Origin of the sequence: Propionicimonas paludicola (genome assembly GCF_002563675.1) — a bacterium.
GTDB lineage: Bacteria > Actinomycetota > Actinomycetes > Propionibacteriales > Propionibacteriaceae > Propionicimonas > Propionicimonas paludicola.
On sequence record NZ_PDJC01000001.1, the window covers coordinates 2,261,287 to 2,283,883 of the forward strand.

The 22,597-nt window shown below is 69.3% G+C and carries 27 protein-coding genes; 17 read left to right on the top strand and 10 right to left on the bottom strand.

Annotation, left to right across the window (positions count from 1 at the left end):
• The first annotated feature begins 34 nt into the window (after positions 1-34).
• On the top strand, positions 35-895 hold the full coding sequence (locus ATK74_RS10580) for an aldo/keto reductase (RefSeq protein ID WP_098460994.1): 861 nt from the start codon (positions 35-37) through the stop codon (positions 893-895).
• A complete protein-coding gene (locus ATK74_RS10585) occupies positions 892-1,827 on the top strand; it encodes an aldo/keto reductase (protein ID WP_098460995.1) in 936 nt (311 codons plus the stop codon). Before ATK74_RS10580 ends, ATK74_RS10585 begins: the two co-directional genes overlap by 4 nt.
• Positions 1,828-1,848: 21 nt before the next feature.
• On the opposite strand, the gene trpD is transcribed toward ATK74_RS10585, so the two are convergent.
• Positions 1,849-2,895 carry an anthranilate phosphoribosyltransferase gene (trpD, locus tag ATK74_RS10590; RefSeq protein WP_098460996.1) on the bottom strand — a complete coding sequence of 349 codons (1,047 nt, stop codon included), beginning with the start codon at positions 2,893-2,895 and terminating at the stop codon, positions 1,849-1,851.
• Complete coding sequence (locus ATK74_RS10595) at positions 2,892-3,311, bottom strand: response regulator transcription factor (RefSeq protein WP_098460997.1); 420 nt, start codon at positions 3,309-3,311, stop codon at positions 2,892-2,894. The genes trpD and ATK74_RS10595 overlap by 4 nt, the downstream gene beginning before the upstream one ends.
• A gap of 145 nt (positions 3,312-3,456) precedes the next feature.
• Between ATK74_RS10595 and ATK74_RS10600 the strand changes: the two genes are divergently transcribed.
• Positions 3,457-4,902: a GuaB1 family IMP dehydrogenase-related protein gene (locus tag ATK74_RS10600; RefSeq protein WP_098460998.1), complete on the top strand. Its 1,446-nt coding sequence runs from the start codon at positions 3,457-3,459 to the stop codon at positions 4,900-4,902.
• 135 nt (positions 4,903-5,037) lie between these two features.
• Here the strand turns inward: ATK74_RS10600 and ATK74_RS10605 are convergent, their stop codons facing one another.
• Together ATK74_RS10605 and ATK74_RS10610 are read right to left on the bottom strand one after the other, a co-directional pair.
• Complete coding sequence (locus tag ATK74_RS10605) at positions 5,038-5,862, bottom strand: cytochrome b5 domain-containing protein (protein WP_211283351.1); 825 nt, start codon at positions 5,860-5,862, stop codon at positions 5,038-5,040.
• Positions 5,863-5,927: 65 nt separating this feature from the next.
• Positions 5,928-6,302 (bottom strand): hypothetical protein, encoded by a 375-nt coding sequence (locus ATK74_RS10610; RefSeq protein ID WP_098460999.1) that lies wholly within the window; start codon positions 6,300-6,302, stop codon positions 5,928-5,930.
• A gap of 48 nt (positions 6,303-6,350) precedes the next feature.
• Here ATK74_RS10610 and ATK74_RS10615 point away from each other — a divergent pair, with 48 nt between their 5' ends.
• Both ATK74_RS10615 and ATK74_RS10620 read left to right on the top strand, forming a co-directional pair.
• Positions 6,351-7,043 carry a response regulator transcription factor gene (locus tag ATK74_RS10615; protein ID WP_098461000.1) on the top strand — a complete coding sequence of 231 codons (693 nt, stop codon included), beginning with the start codon at positions 6,351-6,353 and terminating at the stop codon, positions 7,041-7,043.
• Position 7,044: 1 nt separating this feature from the next.
• Positions 7,045-8,322, top strand: a complete 1,278-nt coding sequence (locus ATK74_RS10620; RefSeq protein WP_098461001.1) for a sensor histidine kinase — start codon at positions 7,045-7,047, stop codon at positions 8,320-8,322.
• Between the two features lie 27 nt (positions 8,323-8,349).
• Here the strand turns inward: ATK74_RS10620 and ATK74_RS10625 are convergent, their stop codons facing one another.
• From ATK74_RS10625 to ATK74_RS10635, 3 genes are all read right to left on the bottom strand, one after another.
• Complete coding sequence (locus ATK74_RS10625) at positions 8,350-8,697, bottom strand: HesB/IscA family protein (RefSeq protein ID WP_098461002.1); 348 nt, start codon at positions 8,695-8,697, stop codon at positions 8,350-8,352.
• 81 nt (positions 8,698-8,778) lie between these two features.
• On the bottom strand, positions 8,779-9,783 hold the full coding sequence (locus ATK74_RS10630; RefSeq protein WP_098461003.1) for a glycerate kinase: 1,005 nt from the start codon (positions 9,781-9,783) through the stop codon (positions 8,779-8,781).
• Positions 9,780-10,121 carry a hypothetical protein gene (locus tag ATK74_RS10635; RefSeq protein ID WP_098461004.1) on the bottom strand — a complete coding sequence of 114 codons (342 nt, stop codon included), beginning with the start codon at positions 10,119-10,121 and terminating at the stop codon, positions 9,780-9,782. The genes ATK74_RS10630 and ATK74_RS10635 overlap by 4 nt, the downstream gene beginning before the upstream one ends.
• Before the next feature lie 69 nt (positions 10,122-10,190).
• Between ATK74_RS10635 and ATK74_RS10640 the strand changes: the two genes are divergently transcribed.
• The gene (locus ATK74_RS10640; protein WP_169923819.1) at positions 10,191-10,769 is read left to right on the top strand and encodes a DUF3043 domain-containing protein; all 579 of its coding nucleotides are present in this window, start codon (positions 10,191-10,193) and stop codon (positions 10,767-10,769) included.
• Position 10,770: 1 nt separating this feature from the next.
• A complete protein-coding gene (locus ATK74_RS10645) occupies positions 10,771-10,968 on the top strand; it encodes a hypothetical protein (protein ID WP_098461006.1) in 198 nt (65 codons plus the stop codon).
• 99 nt (positions 10,969-11,067) lie between these two features.
• Here ATK74_RS10645 and ATK74_RS10650 read toward each other — a convergent pair whose 3' ends face one another.
• The 3 genes from ATK74_RS10650 to ATK74_RS10660 all read right to left on the bottom strand — a co-directional run bounded on the left by ATK74_RS10650 (position 11,068) and on the right by ATK74_RS10660 (position 14,080).
• Positions 11,068-12,810 (bottom strand): ABC-F family ATP-binding cassette domain-containing protein, encoded by a 1,743-nt coding sequence (locus tag ATK74_RS10650; protein WP_098461007.1) that lies wholly within the window; start codon positions 12,808-12,810, stop codon positions 11,068-11,070.
• Positions 12,811-12,895: 85 nt separating this feature from the next.
• Positions 12,896-13,336 (bottom strand): acyl-CoA thioesterase, encoded by a 441-nt coding sequence (locus ATK74_RS10655; RefSeq protein WP_211283352.1) that lies wholly within the window; start codon positions 13,334-13,336, stop codon positions 12,896-12,898.
• On the bottom strand, positions 13,337-14,080 hold the full coding sequence (locus ATK74_RS10660) for an IclR family transcriptional regulator (protein ID WP_098461008.1): 744 nt from the start codon (positions 14,078-14,080) through the stop codon (positions 13,337-13,339).
• Positions 14,081-14,157: 77 nt separating this feature from the next.
• Here ATK74_RS10660 and hutH point away from each other — a divergent pair, with 77 nt between their 5' ends.
• The 10 genes from hutH to ATK74_RS10710 all read left to right on the top strand — a co-directional run bounded on the left by hutH (position 14,158) and on the right by ATK74_RS10710 (position 22,589).
• Entirely contained in the window at positions 14,158-15,675 is a 1,518-nt protein-coding gene (gene hutH, locus ATK74_RS10665) for a histidine ammonia-lyase (RefSeq protein WP_098461009.1), read from the top strand.
• A 129-nt stretch (positions 15,676-15,804) separates the two neighbouring features.
• Positions 15,805-16,674: a MurR/RpiR family transcriptional regulator gene (locus ATK74_RS10670; RefSeq protein ID WP_098461010.1), complete on the top strand. Its 870-nt coding sequence runs from the start codon at positions 15,805-15,807 to the stop codon at positions 16,672-16,674.
• A 96-nt stretch (positions 16,675-16,770) separates the two neighbouring features.
• A complete protein-coding gene (locus ATK74_RS10675) occupies positions 16,771-17,259 on the top strand; it encodes a cucumopine synthase-related protein (RefSeq protein ID WP_098461011.1) in 489 nt (162 codons plus the stop codon).
• Positions 17,260-17,278: 19 nt separating this feature from the next.
• A complete protein-coding gene (locus ATK74_RS10680; RefSeq protein ID WP_098461012.1) occupies positions 17,279-17,707 on the top strand; it encodes a DUF3830 family protein in 429 nt (142 codons plus the stop codon).
• Between the two features lie 226 nt (positions 17,708-17,933).
• Complete coding sequence (locus ATK74_RS10685; RefSeq protein ID WP_143483636.1) at positions 17,934-18,830, top strand: ABC transporter substrate-binding protein; 897 nt, start codon at positions 17,934-17,936, stop codon at positions 18,828-18,830.
• Between the two features lie 119 nt (positions 18,831-18,949).
• Positions 18,950-19,777: an amino acid ABC transporter permease gene (locus ATK74_RS10690; RefSeq protein ID WP_245840893.1), complete on the top strand. Its 828-nt coding sequence runs from the start codon at positions 18,950-18,952 to the stop codon at positions 19,775-19,777.
• Positions 19,774-20,547, top strand: a complete 774-nt coding sequence (locus ATK74_RS10695; RefSeq protein ID WP_098461015.1) for an amino acid ABC transporter ATP-binding protein — start codon at positions 19,774-19,776, stop codon at positions 20,545-20,547. The genes ATK74_RS10690 and ATK74_RS10695 overlap by 4 nt, the downstream gene beginning before the upstream one ends.
• Positions 20,544-21,278: an SDR family NAD(P)-dependent oxidoreductase gene (locus ATK74_RS10700; protein ID WP_098461016.1), complete on the top strand. Its 735-nt coding sequence runs from the start codon at positions 20,544-20,546 to the stop codon at positions 21,276-21,278. The genes ATK74_RS10695 and ATK74_RS10700 overlap by 4 nt, the downstream gene beginning before the upstream one ends.
• Positions 21,275-22,042 (top strand): SDR family NAD(P)-dependent oxidoreductase, encoded by a 768-nt coding sequence (locus ATK74_RS10705; RefSeq protein ID WP_169923820.1) that lies wholly within the window; start codon positions 21,275-21,277, stop codon positions 22,040-22,042. Before ATK74_RS10700 ends, ATK74_RS10705 begins: the two co-directional genes overlap by 4 nt.
• A gap of 70 nt (positions 22,043-22,112) precedes the next feature.
• Complete coding sequence (locus ATK74_RS10710; protein WP_098461018.1) at positions 22,113-22,589, top strand: cucumopine synthase-related protein; 477 nt, start codon at positions 22,113-22,115, stop codon at positions 22,587-22,589.
• Positions 22,590-22,597: the final 8 nt, after the last annotated feature.

Sequence of the window (22,597 nt, forward strand, 5' to 3'; positions counted from 1 at the left end):
CCGAAACCGGGGCCCAGGCAGGAGGCACGTCGCAATGAAGTACCGCAACATCGGCCCGCGCACGGTCAGCGCCATCGGACTGGGCGGAATGCCGATGTCCATCGAGGGGCGTCCGGACGAAGAGCGCTCGATCGCCACCATCCACGCCGCCCTGGACGCCGGGGTGACCCTGATCGATACCGCCGATGCCTACCACTTGCTCGCCGGTGAGGTCGGCCACAACGAGGAGCTGATCGCCAAGGCGCTGCGCAGCTATGGCGGCGACACCTCCGAGGTGCTGGTCGCTACCAAGGGCGGCCACCTGCGCCCCGGTGACGGCAGCTGGACCCAGAACGGCGACCCGGCCTACCTGAAGGAGGCCTGCAAGGCGTCGGCCAAGCGGCTCGGCGTCGAGGCCATCGGGCTGTACCAGATGCATCGGCCGGACCCGGCCGTCCCCTACGCCGACTCGATCGGCGCCATCGCCGAGCTGCTGGACGAAGGCTGGATCCAGCTGGCCGGCATCTCCAACGCCAGCGTGGCCCAGATCGATCAGGCCAACCAGATTCTCGGCGGACGCCTGGTCTCGGTGCAGAACCAGTTCTCGCCGCGGCATCAGGTGACCCGGCCCGAGCTCGACCACTGCGCGAAGCTCGGCCTGGCCTTCCTGCCGTGGAGCCCGCTGGACGGGATTCGCGGCGCCGCAGCGGTCGGCGAACGTCACCAGGCGTTCGGCGAGATCGCGGCCGCTCACGGGGTCAGCCCGCAGCAGGTCGTCCTGGCCTGGGAACTGTCCTTGTCCGACACGGTGATCCCGATTCCGGGCGCGTCCCGTCCGACCAGCATCACCGACTCGGCCGCGGCCACCGAACTGGTGCTGACCGCTGACGAGCTGGATCGGCTGTCGGCCCGATGAAGACGTTCCCGCTCGGTACCAGCGACCTGCAGGTGCCGGCCGTGGTGGCCGGCATGATGCGGATCGAGGAGCTCTCCGACGCCGAGGTGCGCGCCCTGTACGACGCGAGCCTGGCCGCCGGAGTGACCCTCTTCGACCACGCCGACATCTACGGCTCGGCGCCGGCGCATGCCTGTGAGGCCCGGTTCGCCGAGGCGTTGCGGCTGAGTTCGTCCGAGCGGGAACAGATCGTCCTGCAGTCGAAGGCCGGCATCGTGAAGGAGGGTCCGTACTTCGACTTCTCCTACGAGCACATCATCGAGGCGGTCAACGGGTCGCTGACCGCGCTGCGCACCGACTACCTGGACGTCCTGCTGCTGCACCGTCCGGACGCCCTGGTCGAGCCGGAGGAAGTGGCTCGGGCCTTCGACGAGCTGTCTGCGTCCGGCAAGGTGCGTCACTTCGGGGTGTCCAACCACACCCCGGCTCAGATCGAGCTGCTGAAGCGCTACGTCCGACAGCCGCTACTGGCCAACCAGCTGCAGCTGTCGATCACTCACGCCGCGATCATCACCCAGGGCCTGGCCATGAACATGAACGGGGCCGACCAGTCGATCAGCCGCGATCTCGGCATCCTGGACTACTGCCGACTAAACGACCTCACGATTCAGGCCTGGTCACCGTTCCAGGCCGGCTTCTTCACCGGCGTCTTCCTGGGCAACCCGGCCTACCCCGAGCTGAACGCCGTGATCGACCGCTTGGCCGGTGAGTACCAGGTGAGCCCGGAGGCGATCGCCACCGCGTGGATCCTGCGGCACCCGGCGAAGATGCAGGTGGTCCTCGGAACGACTAACCCGCAGCGGCTGACCGCTGCGGCGGCCGGCGCCGAGGTCGAACTCACTCGGGCGCAGTGGTACGAACTGGCCGTGGCCGCCGGGCACCTGGTGCCCTGAGCCGATCCGGCCGGGTCGAACTCAGCTCTCGCGGGCGGCCTGGCTGACTCGGATCCAGCGCTCCAGCGTGGCCGCAGCGGCACCGGAGTCGATCGCGGCCTGGGCGGCCTCGAGCATCGGGGCCAACTGGGCGGCCACCGGCTGGTCCAGTACCGGGCCGGCGTAGGCCAGGGCGGCTGCGGCTGCGTTCAGGGTGACGATGTCACGGATCGGGCCGGGCTCGCCGGCCAGGACCGTCCGGACCACCTGGGCGTTGTGGGCCGAGTCGCCGCCGACCAGATCGGACGGACGCGCCGGCGCCAGGCCCAACTCGGCAGGGTCGAGGCTGGCCTCGGCCACCTGCCCGTCCCCGATCAGCCAGACCTGCGAAGTTGTCGTGGTGGTCAGCTCGTCGAGCCCGTCGGTGCCGTGGAAGACCAGACCGCGGTGACCGCGGCCGGCGATCACGCCGGCCACCAGGGCGGCCATCCGGGCGTCCGCCACGCCGACGGCCTGGGCCTTCGGCTGAGCCGGGTTCGCCAACGGGCCGAGGAAGTTGAAGGTGGTGGGCACCCCGAGCTCACGCCGAGCCACTGCCGCATGGCGCAGCGAGGGGTGATAGAGCGGGGCGAACAGGAAGACGATCCCGGCCTCGGCCAGCACGCCGGCCTGGGCGGCCGGCGGGACGTCCAGGGCGACCCCGAGGGCCTCCAGGCAGTCGGCGGTGCCACAGGCGCTGGACGCGGCTCGGTTGCCATGCTTGACCACGGGGACGTCCATGGACGCGGCCACGATCGCGGCCATCGTGGAGACGTTGACAGTGTTGGCCCGGTCGCCACCGGAGCCGACGATGTCGACGGCGTCGGTGTTCACCGACAGCGGGGTGGCTCGGTCGAGCATGGCCTGGGCCAGGCCACTGATCTCGGCCACGGTCTCGCCCTTGGCCCGCAGCGCGATCGCGAAGCCGGCGATCTGGACGGCGGTGAGTTCGCCACCGAGGATCTGGTCCATGGCCCAGCTGGCCGCTTCGGGCGTCAGATCACGCCTGGCGACCAGATCGGCCAGTAGTTGGGGCCAGGTCAGGCTCACGCCTGGGCCTGCTCAGCCACCCGGCTGCGCAAGAGCCCGGCGGCGGCCACGGGCAGGCGCAGCGGATCGATCGGGTAGGACGCGATGGCGTCCGCCTCGGCCCAGGTGGCCAGCCATGCGTCGGCGACGCGGGCGACCAGCAGCAGGATCGGCGGGCAGTCGAGCAGCTCGTTCTTCAGCTGGTGGCTCAGACCGATGCCACCGGAAGGCACGGTCTCGCCGTCGAGGATGATCAGGTCGAAGCCGCCGGCGTCCAGGGCCCGCAGGACCAGGGGCTGGGTGGCCACCTCGACGAACTCCAGAGGCGGCAAGTCGGCGGCCAGCCGCTCACCAAGGGCCAACCGCACCTGCTCACGCACGGTGCGATCGTCGGAGTACAGCAGCACCCGCGCGGTGCCGGTGCGGTCTTCGCTCATCGGTTCGTCCTGTTCACTTCAGCCGGTCCCGTCATCGTAGCCGGTTCGCCCGGCCAGCCCCGAGCCGTCCCTCGCCACGGGCCTCGCCTACTGACTTCTCCACCCTTTTCGAGCCGGCCTAGTGGCCACCCGGTAATCTTTCCCGGTGAGATTCCTGACCGGTAAGCCCGACTACGACCTGACCTATGACGACGTCTTCATGGCGCCACGGCGTTCGTCGGTGACCTCGCGACTCGACGTCGATCTGACCAGCACCGACGGGCTGGGCCTGCCGCTGCCGCTGGTGGTGGCCAACATGACCGCCATCTCCGGACGCCGGATGGCCGAGACCGTAGCCCGCCGCGGCGGGATCGCGGTGATTCCGCAGGACCTGCCCACCGACATCGTGGCCAACGCGATCGCCAAGGTGAAGTCCGCCCATACCGTCTTCGACACCCCGCTGACCATCGATCCGCACGCCACGGTCGGTGAGGCGCTAATGCTGCTGCCCAAGCGGGCCCACCAGGTGGTGGTCGTTGTCGACCAGGACGGCGCCCCGATCGGCACCGTCTCCGAGGCTGATCTGGCCGGGATGGACCGGTTCTCCCAGGTGCACGAGGCGATGAGCTCGGACCTCACTCTGGTCTCTCCCGACGCCACTCCGACCGAGGTCTTCGACGAGCTGTCGGCGCACCGGCACCGCGCCGCCCTGGCCGTGGCGGACGGGCGGCTGGTCGGCCTGATGACGATCAAGGGCGCCCTGCGGGCTGCCTTGTACACCCCGGCACTGGATGCGTCCGGGCGGCTGAAGATCGGGGTTGCCGTCGGCATCTCCGGTGACGTCGAGGCCCGGGTCGAAGCCCTGCTCGAGGCCGGCGCGGACGTCCTGGTGATGGACACCGCGCACGGCCACCAGGAGCGGATGATCTCCGCGGTGGAGCGCTGCCACGCGGTGGTCGAGGCGTCCGACCGCACGGTTCCGATCGTGGCCGGCAATGTGGTCACCGCGGACGGTACCGCCGACCTGATCGAGGCCGGTGCCGACGTGATCAAGGTCGGGGTCGGACCGGGCGCCATGTGCACCACCCGGATGCAGACCGGCGTGGGCCGTCCGCAGTTCTCGGCGGTGCTGGAGTGCGCGGCCGAGGCGCGCGAGTCCGGCAAGAGCGTGTGGGCCGACGGCGGCGTCCGGCATCCCCGGGACGTGGCCCTGGCCCTGGCCGCCGGAGCCGGAGCGGTGATGATCGGCTCCTGGTTCGCCGGGACTCACGAGTCGCCCGGCGAACTGCTGTATGCCTCGGACGGACGGCCCTACAAGGAGTCGTTCGGGATGGCGTCGGCCCGGGCCGTCCGGGCCCGGACCCGCAGCCAGTCGGCCTTCGAGCGGGCCCGCGCGGCCCTGTTCGAGGAGGGCATCTCCAGCTCGCGGATGTACCTGGATCCGGCTCGTCCCGGGGTCGAGGACCTGCTCGACTTCATCGTCTCCGGGGTGCGCAGCTCGTGCACCTACGCCGGCGCTCGGGACCTCGTCGAGTTCGCCAACCAGGCCATCGTCGGGGTTCAGTCCGCGTCCGGCTACAACGAGGGTCGCCCGCTGCACTCCAGCTGGTGACCCCGTCCGTCCGCTTCCGCTAGCGCAAGACGGCCCGGTTCCCGTCGTCCACTCCTATGACAAGGAGTGGCGCGGAAACCGGGCCGTGCGGCGTTGCGGGCTCAGCGACGGGAGAGGCGCCCGTCGCTGAGCGGCCTAGCTGAGGGTGCCGATCTCGAAGCCGGCCAGCTCCTTCTCGGGACGGGCCTGGCCGCCGTGCTGACCGTTGAACGCATCGGAGGCGTCCTTGCCACACATGGCCAGGATCCGACGCGGGCCACCCGGGTGCTGGTTGATCCACTTGGTCAGGTCGTAGACCTTGCCGTTGACCGCAGACCAGCAAGAGTTGGCGTCGGCGTGCTTGGCCACCTCGGCCAGGCTGTAGCTGCCTGCGGTGGCGCCGGACGATGCCGTCGGGGACGCGGTCGGGCTGGCCGACGTCGAACCAGCAGCCGATGCGGACGGGCTGTCAGCCGGGGCAGGAGTCTCTGCCGGAGCGGCTGCCTCAGCCTCGACATCACCCCAGGCGGCCTGGGCGCCGGTATGGCCAACCGCAACGGTCAGGCCGGTGACCCCCAGGGCAAGCACCGCGGCCAACGCACCGGCCACGATCACGCCGGCGGTGCGGCCCCGTCCGGCCTTGGCGGCGCGGCGGTGCAGGATGAACCAGCCCACCGCCACCAGCAGCAGCGCAACTGCCAGTGGCGGCAGCCAGTCTCCATAGGTCGCGTGAGCGGCCGGCTCCCCGATCTTGGCGGCGAGCGCTTCCCCGGACTCTTTGGCCACGAATGCCGCTGCCGTACCCCCGGCCAGAGCGGCAAGGGTGACCCATCCGAAGCGATCAGCCCAGCGCGGGACGATCACCAAAATCACGAGGGCCAGCGCGGCCAGGGGCAGCAGCACCACCGCGAAGTGCACCACGAGCGGGTGCACCGGGAGGCCTGCGATGGAGTCAAAGAGGTTCAGGTCAAGTGTCGTCACAGCCTGAGCCTAGGAAGACCCACCTCAAGAGAACCTCAAGCGTCGGCTAAGTCCTCGCCCACAGCTCATCGGTGCTGGAATTGTGGCGCCCCATCGACGCAACGGACGATCAGGTAGACGTCCGATCCGCCCTGAGTACCTTCGAACTCCAACTCGAGCCGCACCGGGCCACGGTTGTAGAACTCCGCGGTATAGCCGGGCTGCGGCACCACGGTGCCGATCGAAATGTCGTCGCCCTTGCAGGTGGCGGTCACTCGTCCGACGGCTCCGCGCCAGTAGCCGGGCACTGCGGTACCGTCGGGGTCGGCCGGCGCAGAAGCCACCATCGCCGTGTTCCCACCGCGCAGCCCGGCGACCGAGATCACCGTCCAGACCAGGGCCGAGGTGCCGGCGACGGTGGCGATCCAGAGCAGTCCGATCAACACCCAGCGTCCGCGCACGAGGCCATGATCCCATCTCCTACCGATGGGTGGGGGTAGCTTTCTGCTGTGACGCGGGTACTGGTCGTCGAGGACGATCCGAACATCGGACGGCTACTGCAGCGCACACTCACCGATCGTGGTGATGTGGTCAGCTTGGCCCGCACCGGTGCGGACGGCCTGACCGCGGCCATCGGCGAACAGCCGGAGATCGTCCTGCTCGACCTGGGCTTGCCGGATCTGTCCGGACTGCAGGTGCTGAGCATGCTGCGGGCGGTCAGCAGCGTCCCGGTGATCGTGGTCACCGCCCAAGACGACGACAAGACCGTGGTTCAGGCCCTCGACTCGGGCGCCGACGACTACCTGGTCAAGCCGTTCGCCAGCGAGCAGCTCGGCGCCCGGATCCGGGCGGTGCTGCGCCGCGCCGGAGCGTCCGCCGAGCCGGGGGCATCGCTGGTGATCGGCGGCCTGTCAATCAACCCGGCCAACCGCGAAGCGGAGTTGGACGGAGTCGCACTCGAGCTCACCCGCAAGGAGTTCGATCTGTTGTGGACGCTGGCCAGCCGGGCCGGCGAGGTGGTCACCAAGCACGAGCTGCTGGCCGAGGTCTGGCACCAGCCTTACGGCGGCGGCGATCGGACTGTGGACGTCCATCTGAGCTGGCTGCGCCGCAAGCTGGGCGAGACGGCCGCCGAACCGCGCTACCTGCAGACCGTCCGCGGCGTCGGGCTGAAGCTGGTCGCCCCGGAACCCGAGGCCTGACGTGCGGCGCCGGATCACCGCCATGGTGGCGATCATCAGCACCGCCATCGTCGCCTCATTCGTGATTCCGCTGCTGATCCTGGTGCGGACCAGCGCCGAGGATCGCGGCATGTCGCTGGCCCGGCAGCAGGCCAGCCTGGTGGCGACCACCGCCGCCGGGCTCCAGGAGAACCCGAAGCTGGCCCAACTGCTGGCACCGACCATCGCCGGATCGGCGGCCAAGACCAGCGTGGTGCTGGCCGACAAGACCGTGGTCGGCGCCGCCTGGCCGTCCGTGGCCACCGATCCGGACTACCTGCGCGCCGCGGCCGGAGAGGCCTTCTCGGTGCGGGACGCCGCCGGTGGGCGGGCCTATGCGCCGGTGATCGTCGAGTCCGGCGTGTTCGTGGTCCGGGCCACCATGACCGACGCCCAACTGAACGCAGGAGTCAGCCTGGCCTGGGGAATCATCATCGCGCTCGGCCTGGTCCTGTGCGCGGTGGCCATCGGCGTGGCCTCGCTGGCCGGACGCAGCATCAGCCAGCCGCTGGTCGCAGTGACCGCCACCGCTCATCGGCTCCGCGAAGGTGACCTGGCCGCTCGAGCGCCGCTGGCCGGCACCAGCGAGACCGTGGAACTCGGCGCGGCCCTGAACGGCCTGGCCAACCGGATCGAGCAGTTGCTGGCGGCCGAACGGGACAATGTGGCCGGCCTGGCGCATCGGCTGCGCACCCCGGTAACGGCGTTGCGCCTGGAAGCCGAGCAGGTCTCCGACCCGCAGAGCGCAGCCGCCCTGACCGGATCGATCGGTGAACTGCAGGACGCCATCGACGACGTCGTCCGCCGGGCCCGGCAGCCGCTGCGCGAAGATCTGCCCGGCGGCTGCGATGCCCGTGCCGTGGTGGCCGAGCGGATCGCCTTCTGGACGCCGCTGGCCGAAGATCAGGGCCGGGCCCTGAACGTCCGGCTGCCGGCGGGCCGGCTCCCGGTCCCGCTGAGCGCCCTGGCTCTGGGCGACGCCGTGGACATCGGCATCGACAACGTCTTCGCGCACACTCCCGAGGGCACCAGCTTCGCCGTGGAGCTCACTGCGGAAGCGACCCAGATCCTGCTCACCATCACCGACTCCGGCCCCGGCCCGGTCAGCGAGGAGCCCGAGCCGCGCCGCGGTACCTCTGGCCAGGGCCTGCGGATCCTGCAACGGTTGGTCGCCGATGTCGGCGGGCATGCCGAAGCCGCCCCGGTTCCCCAGGGCGGCTTTCGGGTTCAGATCAGCTTGCCGAGGACGAGCCTCGGCTAGTCGCGTCCGCTGTGGCCGGGGTTCGGCTCAGTGGAAGCTGTCGCCGCAGGCGCAGGAGCCGGTGGCGTTCGGGTTGTCGATGGTGAAGCCCTGCTGCTCGATGGTGTCCACGAAGTCGATCGTGGCGCCGATCAGGTAGGGCGAGCTCATCTTGTCGGTGACGACCTCGACGCCGTAGAACTCGCTGACGATGTCGCCGTCGAGCTTCCGGTCGTCCAGAGCCAGCTGGTAGCGCAGGCCCGAGCAGCCGCCGGGAGCGACCGAGATGCGCAACTGGAGATCGGCGTTCTCTTCGCCGGCCGACAGCGCCTTGACCTTGCCAGCAGCGGCCTCGGTGAGGGCGACGCCGGTGGTGGGCTTGGCATCAATAGACATGGGCAGTTCCTTCCGCATCACAGATGACGACCAGGAAAACCCCTGCTCGGGGCCTGGTATTCCGCCTTCGGTGCGATGAGTCTACGCGTCAGCGGCAGCCCCACCGGCCCACCCGGACGCCACCCGCGCGGCCAGCGCGGTGAGCTGCTCGGAACTCGGATCAGGGTCCAGGGAGTAGGCCGCTTCAATGCCGAAGGTCCGTAATTCACGCCGTGACAGGGCATCACCGGTAGTGAATGCCAGGCAGGGGCGCAGAGCCTCCCCTGCCCAGGCAGCCACTTGGGCCACCACCGGACCGCCGCGCTCCAGGGCACCGATGCTGGTGGTTCCGGTCACCACCAGGTCCGATGCGGCCATCGTTTGCCCTAGTGAGGCCAGTTCGTGGCAATAGTGCTGACCGGTGACGATCCGTCCGTTGAGACCGAGGACGGCCAGGGCCACCCCACCGGCCGCTCCCCCGCCGGCACGGGTGGCCAGCCCCTCGCCCAGACTCTCGGCCCAGGCGCGCAGCCGGGCGTCCGCGGCCAGCACGTCGGCGATGTCGGCACCGGCGGCGTAGGCCCGCTTGGCATGCCCTGAGTTGATCCCGGTGGCCGGCAGGTCGAGGTCCTCGGCGTCCACGATGCCGATCACGTCGCGTCCAGCCAGGGCGTCCCGGGCCTCTTCGAGCAGTCCGGCGCCGCCATCGGCCGCGCCGAGCCCGGTCAGGTCGAGGACGACCCGGTGCGCATCGCCGACGCCGGCCGCGACCCATCGCCCGAAGCCGGCCGAGTCCGGATCGGTGTCGCGCTGCCCGAACAGGGCCAGCGTGGACGTCCGGACGCACCAGCGATCGCGGTCGACCTCCGCTTCGGCACCGGTCAGCGCGGCTACGGCCGCCGCCAGGTCGGGCCCACCGGCGGCCAGCGGCACCACCGCCACCGTGGCGTGATCGGCGAACCCCCGGGCCAGCGCCGTCCCGGCCGCCAGGGAGTCCAGCGCCCCGATCCGGTCGGTGGCCACCAGTACTCGCAGCCGTCCCTTCGACACGCTCACCGACCGGCCTTCAGGTTGGCCGAGCCCGTCGAAGCCGCCGGGCGTGCTCACTGTGCCTCCTGGAACGGCGGCTGCTCGAAGTGACCGGCTTCCAACTCGGCCTCGGCGACCTCGATCGGCTCGTAGTCGGCATCGGTCAGCCGACGCAACAGCTGACGTTGCGCCTCGGCGTGGGCACGCAACTGGGCGATCTGCGAGGTCAGATCCTCAATGTGTGCGCCGAGCGCGGCCTCGGATCCGTCGGTCTCGGTCGCGGCGAGGCGGCGATCCAGGTGCTGACGGCGCAGCCGGGCCGAGGCGGACGCCAGCGCAGCCCGGGCCTCGTGCAGAGCCACCAGCCGAGCCTGGTACTCCCGCTCGGCGGCGGTGACCGCCTGCTCGTCCGACATCGCTGAACTCCGTCCGCTCTGTGCCCACTAGGATGTTGCGGACATCGTCGCACCACACCGAGGTTTGAAGTGGGATTGTTCCGCCCCTACGAGCGGTCTGAAGAGGCCGCCGAGCCGACTAGTACTGACGCCGGCGCCGCCCCTCAGGCTGCCCAGCCAGCCAAGAAGGACGCCCCGACGCCGTCCCGCAAGGAGGCCGAGGCGGCACGTCGGGAGCGGCTGCACCCCAGCCTGACTCCGGCGCAGCAGCGCAAGGCCGATCGGCAGGCCCAGGCGGCCGCCCGGCAGCGCTCCTTCGTCGAGGCTGACAACGAGCCCGGACGCGTGCTGATGCGCGACTTCATCGACTCCCGCAAGGGCTTCGCCCAGTGGTCGATGCCGGCTCTGATGATCAGCCTCGCAGTCTCGCTGGCCTTGGTCTACGTGAACACCCAGCTGGCCACCATCGCGGCCTTCCTGCCCTACGTGGTCATCTTCGCGATCATCGGTGACCTGTTCCTGATGTGGGCCGGCTACAAGAAGCTGCACGCTCAGCGGCTGCCGCGGGTCCCGCTGAAGGGCCTGCTCGCCTATGGGATCAACCGCTCGATCAACTTCCGTCGGTTCCGGGTGCCGGCCGCCCGGGTGAAGCCGGGCGACGAGATCTGAGATGGCCTACTCCTGGGCGCTGTTCCCGGAGCCGATCGACGATGCCGGCCTGAACCTGAACGTCGACTTCGCCGACCAGAGCGCGGCCGAGACCTGGCTCACCGAGCACTACCTGGAGCTGGACGACCTGGGCGTCCGCGAAGTCTCCCTCTACGAAGAGGGACGTCTGGTCTACGGCCCGATGAGCCTGGACGCCTGAGAACCCTCCGGCAGCGACCCAACTCCGCCGCCCCATCCCACAGTCTGTGAGTTGCCCGGCGATGTCGCCGCCAAACTCACAGCTTGTGCACCTGCAGGCTCAGCGGACGCGCTGGACCCGGGTCTCCTGCCAGACCGGCTCGTCGGCTTCGTAGACCGAGCCGTCGGAGCCGAACACCACGAAACGGTCGAAGCTGCGGGCGAACCAACGGTCGTGGGTGACCGCCAGCACCGTCCCCTCGAAGGCGGCCAGACCCTCTTCGAGCGCTTCGGCGGACTGGACGTCCAGGTTGTCGGTGGGCTCGTCGAGCAGCAGCATGGTCGCCCCGGATAGCTCCAGCAGCAGGATCTGGAACCGGGCCTGCTGACCGCCGGACAAGGTCTCGAAGCTCTGCTCGGCCGCAGCCGACAGCTCATAGCGATCCAGCACCCGACTGGCCTGCTCGCGTCCCATGCCGGCCCGTCCGCGGCCGTCGGGGGTGAGATCACCGCGATGCAGGATCTCCAGCAGCGTCCGTCCGATCAGCTCGGGATGCTCATGGGTCTGCACGAACCAGCCCGGACGCACCCGCGCGCCCAGCTTGGCCCGTCCGGTGTGCGCCACCGGGGCCAGTGCGGTGGCATCACCGACCGGCTCATGCTCCAGGTCGGGCAGGGTGCCGCCGCGGGCCAGCAGCCGCAGGAAGTGGGACTTGCCCGAGCCATTCGAGCCCAGCACGGCCACCCGTTCGCCGAACCACACCTCCAGGTCGAAGGGCTTCATCAGCACCTCGGACGCTGCCGCGCCGGCCGGCAGCCGCAGCTCCAACTGCTCGCAGACCAGAGCCCGCTTGGCCGTCCGTCCGCCGCGCAGGCGGATCTTGACCTGTTGCTCCAGCGGCTGCTCGGTGGGTGGGCCGGCCTCCTCGAACTTGCGCAGCCGGGTCTGGGCGGCCTGGTAGCGGCTGGCCATGCCGTCGTTGAAGGTGGCCTTCTGCTTCAGGGTGAATACCAGCGTCTTGAGCTTGGCGTGCTCCTCGTCCCAGCGGCGGCGCAGCTCGTCGAAGCGCGCGAACCGGTCCCGGCGAGCCTGGTGATAGCTGGCGAAGCCGCCTGGATGCGTCCACACCCGGTTGCCCTCGGCCCCGAGTTCGACGGTGACCACCGCGGTGGCGGTGTTGGCCAGCAGCTCGCGGTCGTGCGAGATGAACAGGATCGTCTTGGCCGACTCGGTGATCCGCTGTTCCAGCCAGGTCTTGCCCGGGACGTCCAGGTAGTTGTCCGGCTCGTCGAGCAGCAGCACCTCTTCGGGTGAGCGGAGCAGGTACTCCAACACCAGCCGCTTCTGCTCACCACCCGACAGCGTCCGCAAGGAGCGGTATTTGGCCTTGTCGTAGGGCACGCCGAGAGCTGCGGTCGTACACACGTCCCAGAGCACTTCCAGGTCGTAGCCGCCGGCGTCGGCGAACTCCGACAGCGCCTCGGCGTAGGCCATTTGGACCGACAGCTCGTCGCCCTCCATCAGGGCCAGCTCCAGCTCGTCGATCTTGGCTGCGGCGTTGCGAATGCGCTCGGGAGCCACCGACAGCAGTAGCTCAGCCACCGTGGGGTCTTCGCTGCCACCTTCGACGACGCCCTGGCCGACGAACTGGCGCATCACTCCGAGCCCGCCGGAACGAGTCACCGCGCCGGAATGCGGGGCGAGATCGCCGATGATGATCCGCAGCAGAGTGGTCTTGCCGGCACCGTTCGCGCCGACCAGAGCGACCTTGGCGCCGTCGCCGACCCGGAACGACACCTCATCGAGCAGCACGCGCCCGTCCGGCAGCTGGTAGCGCACCCCGGCGACGTCCACATGACCCACGTCAGCCACCGTAGCGGCTTCACAAGCTGTGAGTGAGGCGGCGATGTCGCCGCGTGACTCACAGCTTGCGAGGATCGGGAGGGGGTTAGGAGCGGGTGAAGAACTCCGGGTTGTCCGGAATCATCCGGGGCGCGCCCTCGGCATCCACGGCCACGTAGCGGAAGACGGCCTCGGCCACGAAGTCGCGCTCCGGCTCCCAGCGGTGCACCAGGTCGCGAGTCCAGACCTCCAAGCGGATGTCCATCGAGGAGCGTCCGACACGAAGCAGTTCGGCATAGATGCACACGGTGTGACCGACGATCACCGGACGATGGAAGACCACCCCGTCCACGGTCACTGTGGCCGAACGACCCTGGGCCACTTCACCGGCCATCAGTCCGGCAGCCACGTCCATCTGGGACAGAATCCAGCCGCCGAAAATGTCCCCCCACGGGTTGGTGTCCCGGGGCATGGCCAGCGTGCGAAGAACCAGGACGCCACGAGGCTCCCGGTCGTCGGACTGCGGTTCGGTGTGATCAGCTTCCACTCAGCGCAGCCTAGCTTCGATGGTGGCCACAGTCGTCCGCAGCCGGTCGAGCACCACGGCCACGTCCACCTCCAGCGGCGACTGCCAGGTGACCGCCACCGCGGCCAGATTGGACGGCGAGTCCAGCCGGATCGCCACCGAGGCGAAGCCCTCGGTGACCTCGGAATCCTCCTCGGCCCAGCCGCGGTGCCGGGTGGCGGCCAGCAGCCCGCGCAACTCGGCCAGCGTCTGCGGACCGACCTCGGTGCGGCGGACCAGGTTCGTCCGGCTCGGATACAGCGCTCGGACCTGAGCCGGCGAGAGCCCGGCCAGGATGGCCCGCCCGGACGCGGTCAGATGCGCGGGCAGCCGCACCCCGACGTCGGTGACCAGCCGGGCACGTCCGGCGGCCCGCTCCTCGACCAGATAGACCACCTCGGAGCCGAGCAGAACCGCCAGATGGGCCGAAAGCCCTAGTGAGTCCACGAGACGCGCGATCGGCAGCCGAGCCAACCGGGTCAGCGGCGCCTGCCGGGTGTAGCCCTGGCCCACCTCCCAGGCGGCCACCCCGACCCCCCACAGCTGGTCGTCGGGGTAGTGCACCACGAACGATTCCGCGGCCATGGCGACCAGCAGGTGGTAAGTGGTCGAGCGGGGCAGACCGAGGTCGGCGGCGATCCGGGCCGCCGGCACCGGGCTGGTCCGCTCGGACAGATAGCGCAGCACCTGCAGGGCCGCGGTCGCTGCGGGAACCGGACGAGGCATGGGTCAAGTCTCGCATCCGAGACAGCACCACGTCCCAGGTTGTTCAATCGGCAACCGTCGCTGGCTTGAATGGCGCCATGGCACAGATCGCAGTCGGAACCGTCCCCCTCACTCGCGCGGACGTGGTCGCGGTGGCCCGCCACGGAGCTCAGGTCCGGCTGAGCCCCGAGGCCGAGGCCGAGATCAGCGCATCCCGAGCCCACATCGACGCCCTGGCTGCGGCCGGCGACGGCATCTACGGGGTCTCCACCGGCTTCGGCGCACTGGCCACCCGGAGCATCCCGGTCTCCGAACGCGCCCGGCTGCAGCGCAGCCTGATCCGCTCCCACGCGGCCGGCAACGGCCCGCTGGTCGAGCCCGAGGTGGTCAAGGCCATGCTGCTGTTGCGGCTGAAGACCCTGGCCAGCGGACGAACCGGGGTCCGACTGTCCACGGCACAGGCCTATGCGGCGCTGCTCAACTCGCCTCTGGTGCCGGCCGTCCACGAGTACGGCAGCCTGGGCTGCTCCGGCGATCTGGCTCCGCTGGCCCACGCCGCGCTGGCCCTGATCGGCGAGGGCGAGGTGCTCGAGGACGGGCAGCTGCGTCCGTCCGCCGAGGCGCTGCCCGCGCACGGGCTCACCCCGGTCGAGTTGGCCGAGAAGGAGGGCCTGGCCCTGATCAACGGCACCGACGGGATGCTCGGCATGCTCGTCCTGGCGTTGGCCGATCTGGAGCAGCTGGCCGAGGTGGCCGACCTGGCCGCGGCCATGAGCGTCGAGGGCCAGCTCGGCACCGACCGGGTCTTCGCCGCCGACCTGATGGCATTGCGTCCGCAGCTGGGCCAGGCCGCCAGCGCGGCCAACCTGCGCCGCTTCCTGGCCGGCTCGCCGATCGTGGCCAGCCATCGGCACGGGGACGGCGTCGTCCAGGACGCCTACTCGCTGCGCTGCACCCCGCAGGTGCACGGCGCCCTGCGCGACGCCTTGGGCTACGCGTCCATGATCGCCGAGCGCGAGCTGGCCGCCGCCATCGACAACCCCTCGGTGCTCGCCGACGGACGGGTGGAGTCCCACGGCAACTTCCACGGCGCCCCGATCGCCCACGTGCTCGACTTCCTGGCCATCGGGGTGGCCGATGTGGCCAGCATCTCCGAGCGGCGCACCGACCGCTTCCTGGACGCTACCCGCAACCGCGGCCTGCCGCCGTTCCTGGCCGACGACCCCGGCATCGACTCCGGCATGATGATCGCCCAGTACACCCAGGCCGGCATCGTCTCCACCCTCAAGCGGCTGGCGGTTCCGGCCAGCGTCGACTCGATCCCGTCCAGCGCCATGCAGGAGGATCACGTTTCGATGGGCTGGGCGGCGGCCCGCAAGCTGCGCACCGCCGTGGACGGGCTGGCCCGCGTCCTGGCCATCGAAGTACTCACCGCAGCCCGCGGGATCGACCTGCGCGCTCCCCTGCAGCCCGGTGCAGCCACCGGTGCGGCCATCGCCGCCCTGCGCGAGGTGGTGGACGGCCCCGGCCCCGACCGCTTCTTGGCCCCCGACATCGAGGCCACCCGCCAGCTGATCGTCAGCGGTGGCCTGCTGGCCGCCGCCAATCACGCCTGAGAGAACGCTCTCGCCGAATCTGGCGAATGCGTTCTTTCACGACAGCCTTGTCCTGTAACGTATCTGTAGAGCCACCTCGCAAGGGCGTTCGCAGCGTGCCCGCCCGCCGAGTTGGGCGGAAGGACGAGCATGAGCGACGAGGTCGGACTCCAGGTCGAGAAGTCGAGCGCGGGCGCTGACCTGCTGGTCGAGCTGGTGCGCTCGGTCCACCTGACGCCGACCCAGCGCAACATCGTCCGCACTCTGATCCGGCACTCCGATCGCGCCGCCTACCTCTCCGCCACCGAGGTGGCCGAGCTCTCCCAGGTCAGCCAGCCGTCGGTGACCCGGTTCGCGGTAGCGCTGGGCTTCGAGGGCTACCCGCAGCTGCGCGCAGCCATGCGCGAGGCCGGCCGGGCCCCGGGCCACGGCGACTCCCAGCCGCGCAATGAGTGGCAGCGATCGATCGATTTCGAACTGGCCGCCATGGCGCAGGTCCGCGAGTCACTGGCCAAAGAGGACGAGATGCGCGAGGTGGCCGCCATCCTGGCCAGCAGCCGCCCACTGGTGGTGGCCGGGTTGCGCGCCGGGGCGTCCGTGGCCCAGTACTTCGCCTACTGCGCGTCCCAGTTCCTCGACGACGTCCGGCTGGTCCCGTCCTTCATGGGCGGCGACGTGGACGTTCTGATCCAGGCCCGCTCGGCCGGTGCCACCGCAGCCCTGATGATGGTCTTCCCCCGCTATGCCGAGGACGCCCTCGAGCTCATCGACAAGGCCAAAGAGGTCGGGCTGACCGTGGTCTGCATGACCGACAGCGTGGCTTCACTGGCCGCCGGGTCGGCCGACCGGCTGCTGATCTCGCCGGTGGACTCCTCACTGCCCTTCGACTCCTATGCCGTGCCGATGATCGTGGCCAATGTGCTGCTCTCGGCCATGACCGAGGTGGACGTGGCAGCCGCCCATCGCCGGCTGGAGGCCTACGAGGCCGCCGCCGAGGCCGCCGGGATGTACCGAGCCTGACCCACGTTACGTGTTTGTGAATCATTCATTACCGAGCTGGCATGAATGATCCCATGCGGGATACTGAGGCGGTAACGCGCCTACGAAAGGACCCGCATGTCACTAGTCCACGACGTGATCGCCGAGCTGGATGCCGAGCGAGAACGGATCTGGCTGACCCTGCCTGAGGACGTCCGAGACCTCGGCAACGGGATCATCCCCCGGCTCACCGGACCCAAGAAGCAGTACTTCACCTCGCTGCTGTACGCCGACGGCGAAGCCCGCACCCTGGCCGATGAGGTGCTCTGGGGGCTGATCGAGATCAGCCGCAAGCCGGGGGCCGATCTGGACACCCTGAAGATGGTGGTCAACCAGATCGTCGACTACAAGGCCGACTTCTTCGACTTCGTGGGGCTGCCACTCATCTGCAAGTGGACGCACCGCTACGCCGAGGGCGCCCGCGCCGCCGAGAGCCTCGAGGAGTTCCGCGAGGTCACCGGCGCCGCTCTGTCCTACATGAACCGGGTGCATATGTGGATCCAGAGCGTCTTCCCCTGGGGAATCGCCAGCGCGTTCCCCCGTGCCGACGCCCGCCAGACCGCCTGAACACCCGAGAGGAACCTTCATGATCATCGACTTCATCGTCGACGGCACCCAGACCTGCGCCATCCGGATCTTCGAGGACGTCGTCCCCGAGACCGCGGCCAAGCTGCGGGAGGCACTGCCGATGACGACCCGCCTGCAGCACGCCACCCTGGTCGGCGACCAGCTCTTCGCCGTCCTGCCCATCGTGATGCCGATGGAGAACCCCATGCTCACTCAGGACATCGGGGATCTGCGCCGCAAGGAGAAGGGCACCGTGGCCGGCACCGTGGTGTTCTACGCGCCCCGGCAGGTCTTCGGCGTCACCTACAGCGACGATCTGGCCGTTGAGCCGCTACTCAACAGCTACATCGGCGAGGTCATCGACGGCATGACCGAGCTCGCCCTGGTCGGCGAGCAGGTCTGGCGTAAGCAGGACAAGGTGGTTGAACTCCGGCTCCGAGCCGACTAGTCCGCACACCGCGATGGGGCCGTCTGGAGACTTCCGGACGGCCCCTCGCCGTCCCCGGCCCCGTCCATTACGCCGCAGTTACATGTATGTAAACCATTCAGCAGACTCTGGCCACGAAAGAGTCCATTCGTCAATACTCGAGTCAGGCACCGAATGGCGCGACCCAACTCCTCGCGCATCACCCCTGATCCGGACCGCCACAGCCCACCGTCGCACAGGAGTAAACGTGACCCGTCCCACCACCTGGCTAGCCGCTCTAGCCACCGCCTCGCTGCTGATCACTGGCTGCAGTGCGAACACCGCAGCCAGCCCGGCCGCATCCAGCTCGGCGCCGTCCAGCCCGGCCGCGTCCAGCGCTGCCGGCAAGGTCGTCACTCTGGCCACCGATGCCAACTACCCGCCCTGTGAGTCGATCGAGGCGGGCTCGGAGACCATGATCGGCTTCGAGCCGGACATCTGGAACGCCATCGCCGCCAAGATCGGCGTCACCTTGAAGGTCGAGAACACCGACTTCGACAGCCTGATCCCGGGCGTCCAGAGCGGACGCTACGACCTGGCCATGGAGTGCATCTCCGACCGCGAGGCCCGCGAGAAGCAGGTGACCTTCCTCGACTTCATCTACGCCGAGATCTCGGTGGTGACCACCGAGAAGTACGCCGGCCCGATCAACGACACCGACCCGCTGAGCGTCTGCGGCGAGACCATGGGCGCCCAGACCGGCTTCGACACCGTGGACCTGATCAAGAACGAGATCAACCCCGAGTGCGTGGCTTCCGGCAAGAAGGAAGTGGAGATCAAGGAGTTCCCGGACGCTCCGGCCACCTACAACGCGCTCTACGCCGGCCGGGTCGACTTCGTCGTCCAGGACACCGCGGCCGCAGCGCTGCTGAACAAGACCGCGCCGGTGAAGCTGGTCATTCACGAGAACTCCAAGCTGCCCAAGCTGTACCTCGGAATGATCTTCAACAAGGACAACGCGGCCACCATCGCCGAGTGGCAGAAGGGCCTGGAGGCGATCATCGCCGACGGCACCTACGCCGAGATCCTCAAGAAGTGGGACATCAGCTCGCTGGCCCTGAACGAGCCGGGGATCAACCTGGCCACCACCCGGCCGATCAAGTGAGCATCCGGTAACCACATCCGTCCCTGAGTAGAAACGACACGAGCATGGCGAACCCGGCCCATCTGCAGGCCCTGCCGATCACACCGTTGAGGCACCCCTGGAGGTGGGTCGGGATCGCTGTGATCGCCCTTCTCATCGCCACTGTCGGGCACTCGTTGGTCACCAACGAGCGCTTCGAGTGGAACGTGGTCTTCGAGTACCTGTTCTCGAAGCCGATCCTGTCCGGCCTGGCCATGACCATCGCACTGACCGCCGCAGCGATGGTCATCGGCCTGGCTCTCGGGGTGATCCTGGCCGCGATGCGGGTCTCCCAGAGCCAGATCTTCCGCAGCACCAGCTCGGCCTACATCTGGTTCTTCCGGGGGACGCCGATCCTGGTCCAGCTGGTCTTCTGGTACAACCTCGGCTACCTCTACCCCGAGTTCAGCATCGGCCTGCCGTTCGCTGAGCCGTGGTTCTCGACCAACATCAACGACATCATCACCCCGCTCACCGCGGCGCTGCTCGGGCTCAGCTTGAACGAGGGCGCCTACCTGGCCGAGATCGTCCGGGCCGGCATCCTGGCGGTGCCACCGGGCCAGGCCGAGGCCGCCTCCTCACTGGGCATGACCCGATTCCAGGCGTTCCGCAAGATCGTCCTGCCACAGGCCATGCGGATCATCATCCCGCCCACCGGCAACGAGACCATCGGCATGCTGAAGACCACCTCGATGGTCTCGGTGATCGCGCTGGCCGATCTGATGTACGCCGCGCAGAGCATCTACTCGCGCACCTTCCAGACCATCCCGCTGCTGATCTGCGCCTCGATCTGGTACCTGCTGCTGACCTCGCTGCTGTCCTTCGGCCAGGGCTTCATCGAACGGCACTTCGGTCGCGGCGATCAAGGCGCCTCGGCCCGCCGCAGCCCGTTCCGGTTCGTCCGCACCACCTCGGAGATCGCCTCATGAAGCCGCACAGCCATTCGGTCCAGATCCGCAACGTCTCCAAGCGGTACGGCAGCCTGGAAGTGCTGCGCCAGGTGTCGCTGGATGTCGAGGCCAACACCGTCACCTGCATCCTGGGCCCGTCCGGCTCAGGCAAGTCGACGCTGCTGCGCGCGATCAACCACCTGATCAGCATCGACTCCGGAGTGATCCGGGTCAGCGACGAGGTGATCGGCTATGAGCAGCGCGACAACCGGCTGTTCGAACTCAGTGACCGCGATCTGTGCCGCCAGCGCAGCCACATCGGGATGGTCTTCCAGTCGTTCAATCTGTTCCCGCACCTGACCGTGCTGGAGAACGTCACCTGCGGGCTGATCACCGTCCGCCGCGCACCGAAGGCGGACGCGATCGCCACGGCCCAGCACTTCCTGGATCGGGTCGGCCTGGCCCACAAGGCAGGCGCGTATCCGGCCCAGCTGTCCGGCGGCCAGCAGCAGCGAGTCGCCATCGCCCGCGCCCTGGCCATGCAGCCGCGGCTGATCCTGTTCGACGAGCCGACCTCGGCCCTCGACCCGGAGCTGGTCGGCGAGGTGCTGACAGTCATTCGCGAACTCGCCGAGAGCAGCGACACCACCATGATCGTGGTCACCCACGAGATCGGCTTCGCCCGTGAGGTGGCCGACCAGATCGTCTTCATGGACGAGGGACGGGTGGCCGTCGCCGGCAGCGTGGCCGAAGTGTTCGGCTCCGACTCCCCCCGGATCCGCGCCTTCCTGGACGGAAACCTGAAGTGAGCCGGGTGCTGATCGCCGGCGGCAGCGGGCCGCTGGGCAGCGCGATCGCCGTCGAACTCAGCCGGCGCGGCTGGTCGGTCTGCGTCCAGTACCGCAGCCGCGTGGACGCCGCCAAGACCGTCTTGGGCCGACTGACCGCCGGACGGCACTGCGTGCTTCCGGCCGACCTGCTCGACCCCCAGGAGGCGGCCAGCCTGGTCAGCCGGGCCGAGGCCCGGCTCGGCGGAACCCTGGACGCCGTGGTGAACTGCGCGTGGCCGAGCCACGCCAGCGCTCCGATCGCCGAGGCCGACCCGGCCCTGCGGGAGTCGGCCCTGGACGGCCTGCGCACCCAGCTGAATCTGGCAGCGGCCTGCGTGCCCAGCCTGCGGCAGAGCGCCGGCTCGTTCGTGATGCTCGGCGGCGCCCTGGCGCACCGCCGCCACCCCGGGCTCGGCCTCTACTCACTGAGCAAGGCCGCCGCCGAGAGCGCCTGCCTGACCATGGCGCTGGAAGAGGGCCCGCACGGAGTCCGAGTCAATGTGATCGCCCCGGGCCGGGTGCGGGTCGAACCCGACCTGGCCGAGACCGACCCGGGCTTCGCCGCCCTGGAGGCGATCGCCGTCCAGCGGCGGAGCAGCCCGTTGCCCACTGCGGATCAGATCGCCGACCTGGCCGCCTTCCTGGTCGGCCCGGACGCCACCGCCATCACCGGGCAGGTGGTCTCGGTCACCGGAGGCGAGCAGTGGTGACCGGCCTGGCCGGACGGGTGGTCTGCATCACCGGTGCCGCCGAGCGGGCCGGCGCCGAGTTCGCCCGCCGCTACGTCCAGGCCGGGGCCAAGGTGATGATCAGCCACCTGCCCAGCCAGGCCGCCCAGGCCGAGGCACTGCTGGCCGAACTCGGTTCGGCCGCAGCCGCCTGCGCCGGCGACATCACCGACCCGGCCCAGGGTCGCGAGCTGGTTGCCGCCTGCTGTGACCACTTCGGGCGGCTGGACGTCCTGGTGCACAACGCGTCCACCTTCGCGCCCCGCCCCTGGCTCGAGGTGGACGAGGCCGCCTTCGACTCCGCGCTCGGAGTGAACCTGCGCGGCCCGTTCTTCCTCAGCCAGGCCGCCGCGAAGGTGATGCTGACTCAGGGCGGCGGCAACATCGTTGCCCTGGTCGGCAACTCGCTCAGCGAGGCCTGGCCGGAGTTCATCCCGCACTCGGTGGCCAAGACCGCGCTGGCCCGGCTGATGGAGCAACTGGCGGTCGCCTTGGCGCCCACCATCGCCTGCAATGCGGTCGCGCCCAGCCAGTTCTTCCGCTCCGACGACGGGTCCAACGACCGGCTGCGCCAGGCCCGCGGCGAGGCCGCGCCGTCCGGGCAGACCGCGCAGGTGCGTCCGGGCCTCTGGATCCGAGAGGCCGATCTGGATGCAGTCTTCGCCGCACTCAGCTACCTCAGCACCTGCACTCCCCAGGTCACCGGGACCACGCTGCGGGTGGATGGGGGCAAGGCTCTGGCCTGATTCGTGAATGTTTACATTCACGTAATGGAGTTGGTGTATACCTAATGACATCAACCCAGATGGAGGACCAATGAGCCTGGTAACCGAGGTGATCGCAGAGCTGGACGCCGAGCGGGAACGGATCTGGCTGGACTGCCCACAAGAAGTGACCGACATGGGGCGGGGCCGAATCCCGCGCCGCACCGGCAGCCACGGGCAGTACCTCACCACCCTGATCTTCGCCGAGGGCGAAGCCCGCACCCTGTCCGATGAGTTCCTGTGGGGAATCATCGAGCTGTCCGAGACCGAGCAGCTGGACCTGCACACGCTGCAGGCGATCGTCCGTCAGATCGTCGGCTACAAGGCCGACTTCTTCGACTTCGTCGGCATGCCGCAGGCTGCCGGCCTGGTCCACCGCTACGTCCAGGCCACCCAGGTCGCCGAGAGCCTCGACGAGTTCCTGGCCCTGACCCGGGCTGCCATCAGCTACGTGAACAAGCTCCACATGTGGGTCGACGCGGTCTTCCCGTGGGGCGTAACCAACGGCTTCAAGCGCGTCGACGCGTGAGGACAGGA

Coding starts and splice junctions, on each gene's coding strand:
- ATK74_RS10695 (WP_098461015.1), top strand. CDS start 19,774: ATGAAGCCGCACAGCCATTCGGTCCAGATCCGCAACGTCTCCAAGCGG.
- ATK74_RS10675 (WP_098461011.1), top strand. CDS start 16,771: ATGTCACTAGTCCACGACGTGATCGCCGAGCTGGATGCCGAGCGAGAA.
- ATK74_RS10625 (WP_098461002.1), bottom strand. CDS start 8,697: ATGTCTATTGATGCCAAGCCCACCACCGGCGTCGCCCTCACCGAGGCC.
- ATK74_RS10680 (WP_098461012.1), top strand. CDS start 17,279: ATGATCATCGACTTCATCGTCGACGGCACCCAGACCTGCGCCATCCGG.
- ATK74_RS10595 (WP_098460997.1), bottom strand. CDS start 3,311: ATGAGCGAAGACCGCACCGGCACCGCGCGGGTGCTGCTGTACTCCGAC.
- ATK74_RS10670 (WP_098461010.1), top strand. CDS start 15,805: ATGAGCGACGAGGTCGGACTCCAGGTCGAGAAGTCGAGCGCGGGCGCT.
- ATK74_RS10645 (WP_098461006.1), top strand. CDS start 10,771: ATGGCCTACTCCTGGGCGCTGTTCCCGGAGCCGATCGACGATGCCGGC.
- ATK74_RS10710 (WP_098461018.1), top strand. CDS start 22,113: ATGAGCCTGGTAACCGAGGTGATCGCAGAGCTGGACGCCGAGCGGGAA.
- ATK74_RS10660 (WP_098461008.1), bottom strand. CDS start 14,080: ATGCCTCGTCCGGTTCCCGCAGCGACCGCGGCCCTGCAGGTGCTGCGC.
- ATK74_RS10635 (WP_098461004.1), bottom strand. CDS start 10,121: ATGTCGGACGAGCAGGCGGTCACCGCCGCCGAGCGGGAGTACCAGGCT.
- hutH (WP_098461009.1), top strand. CDS start 14,158: ATGGCACAGATCGCAGTCGGAACCGTCCCCCTCACTCGCGCGGACGTG.
- ATK74_RS10580 (WP_098460994.1), top strand. CDS start 35: ATGAAGTACCGCAACATCGGCCCGCGCACGGTCAGCGCCATCGGACTG.
- ATK74_RS10585 (WP_098460995.1), top strand. CDS start 892: ATGAAGACGTTCCCGCTCGGTACCAGCGACCTGCAGGTGCCGGCCGTG.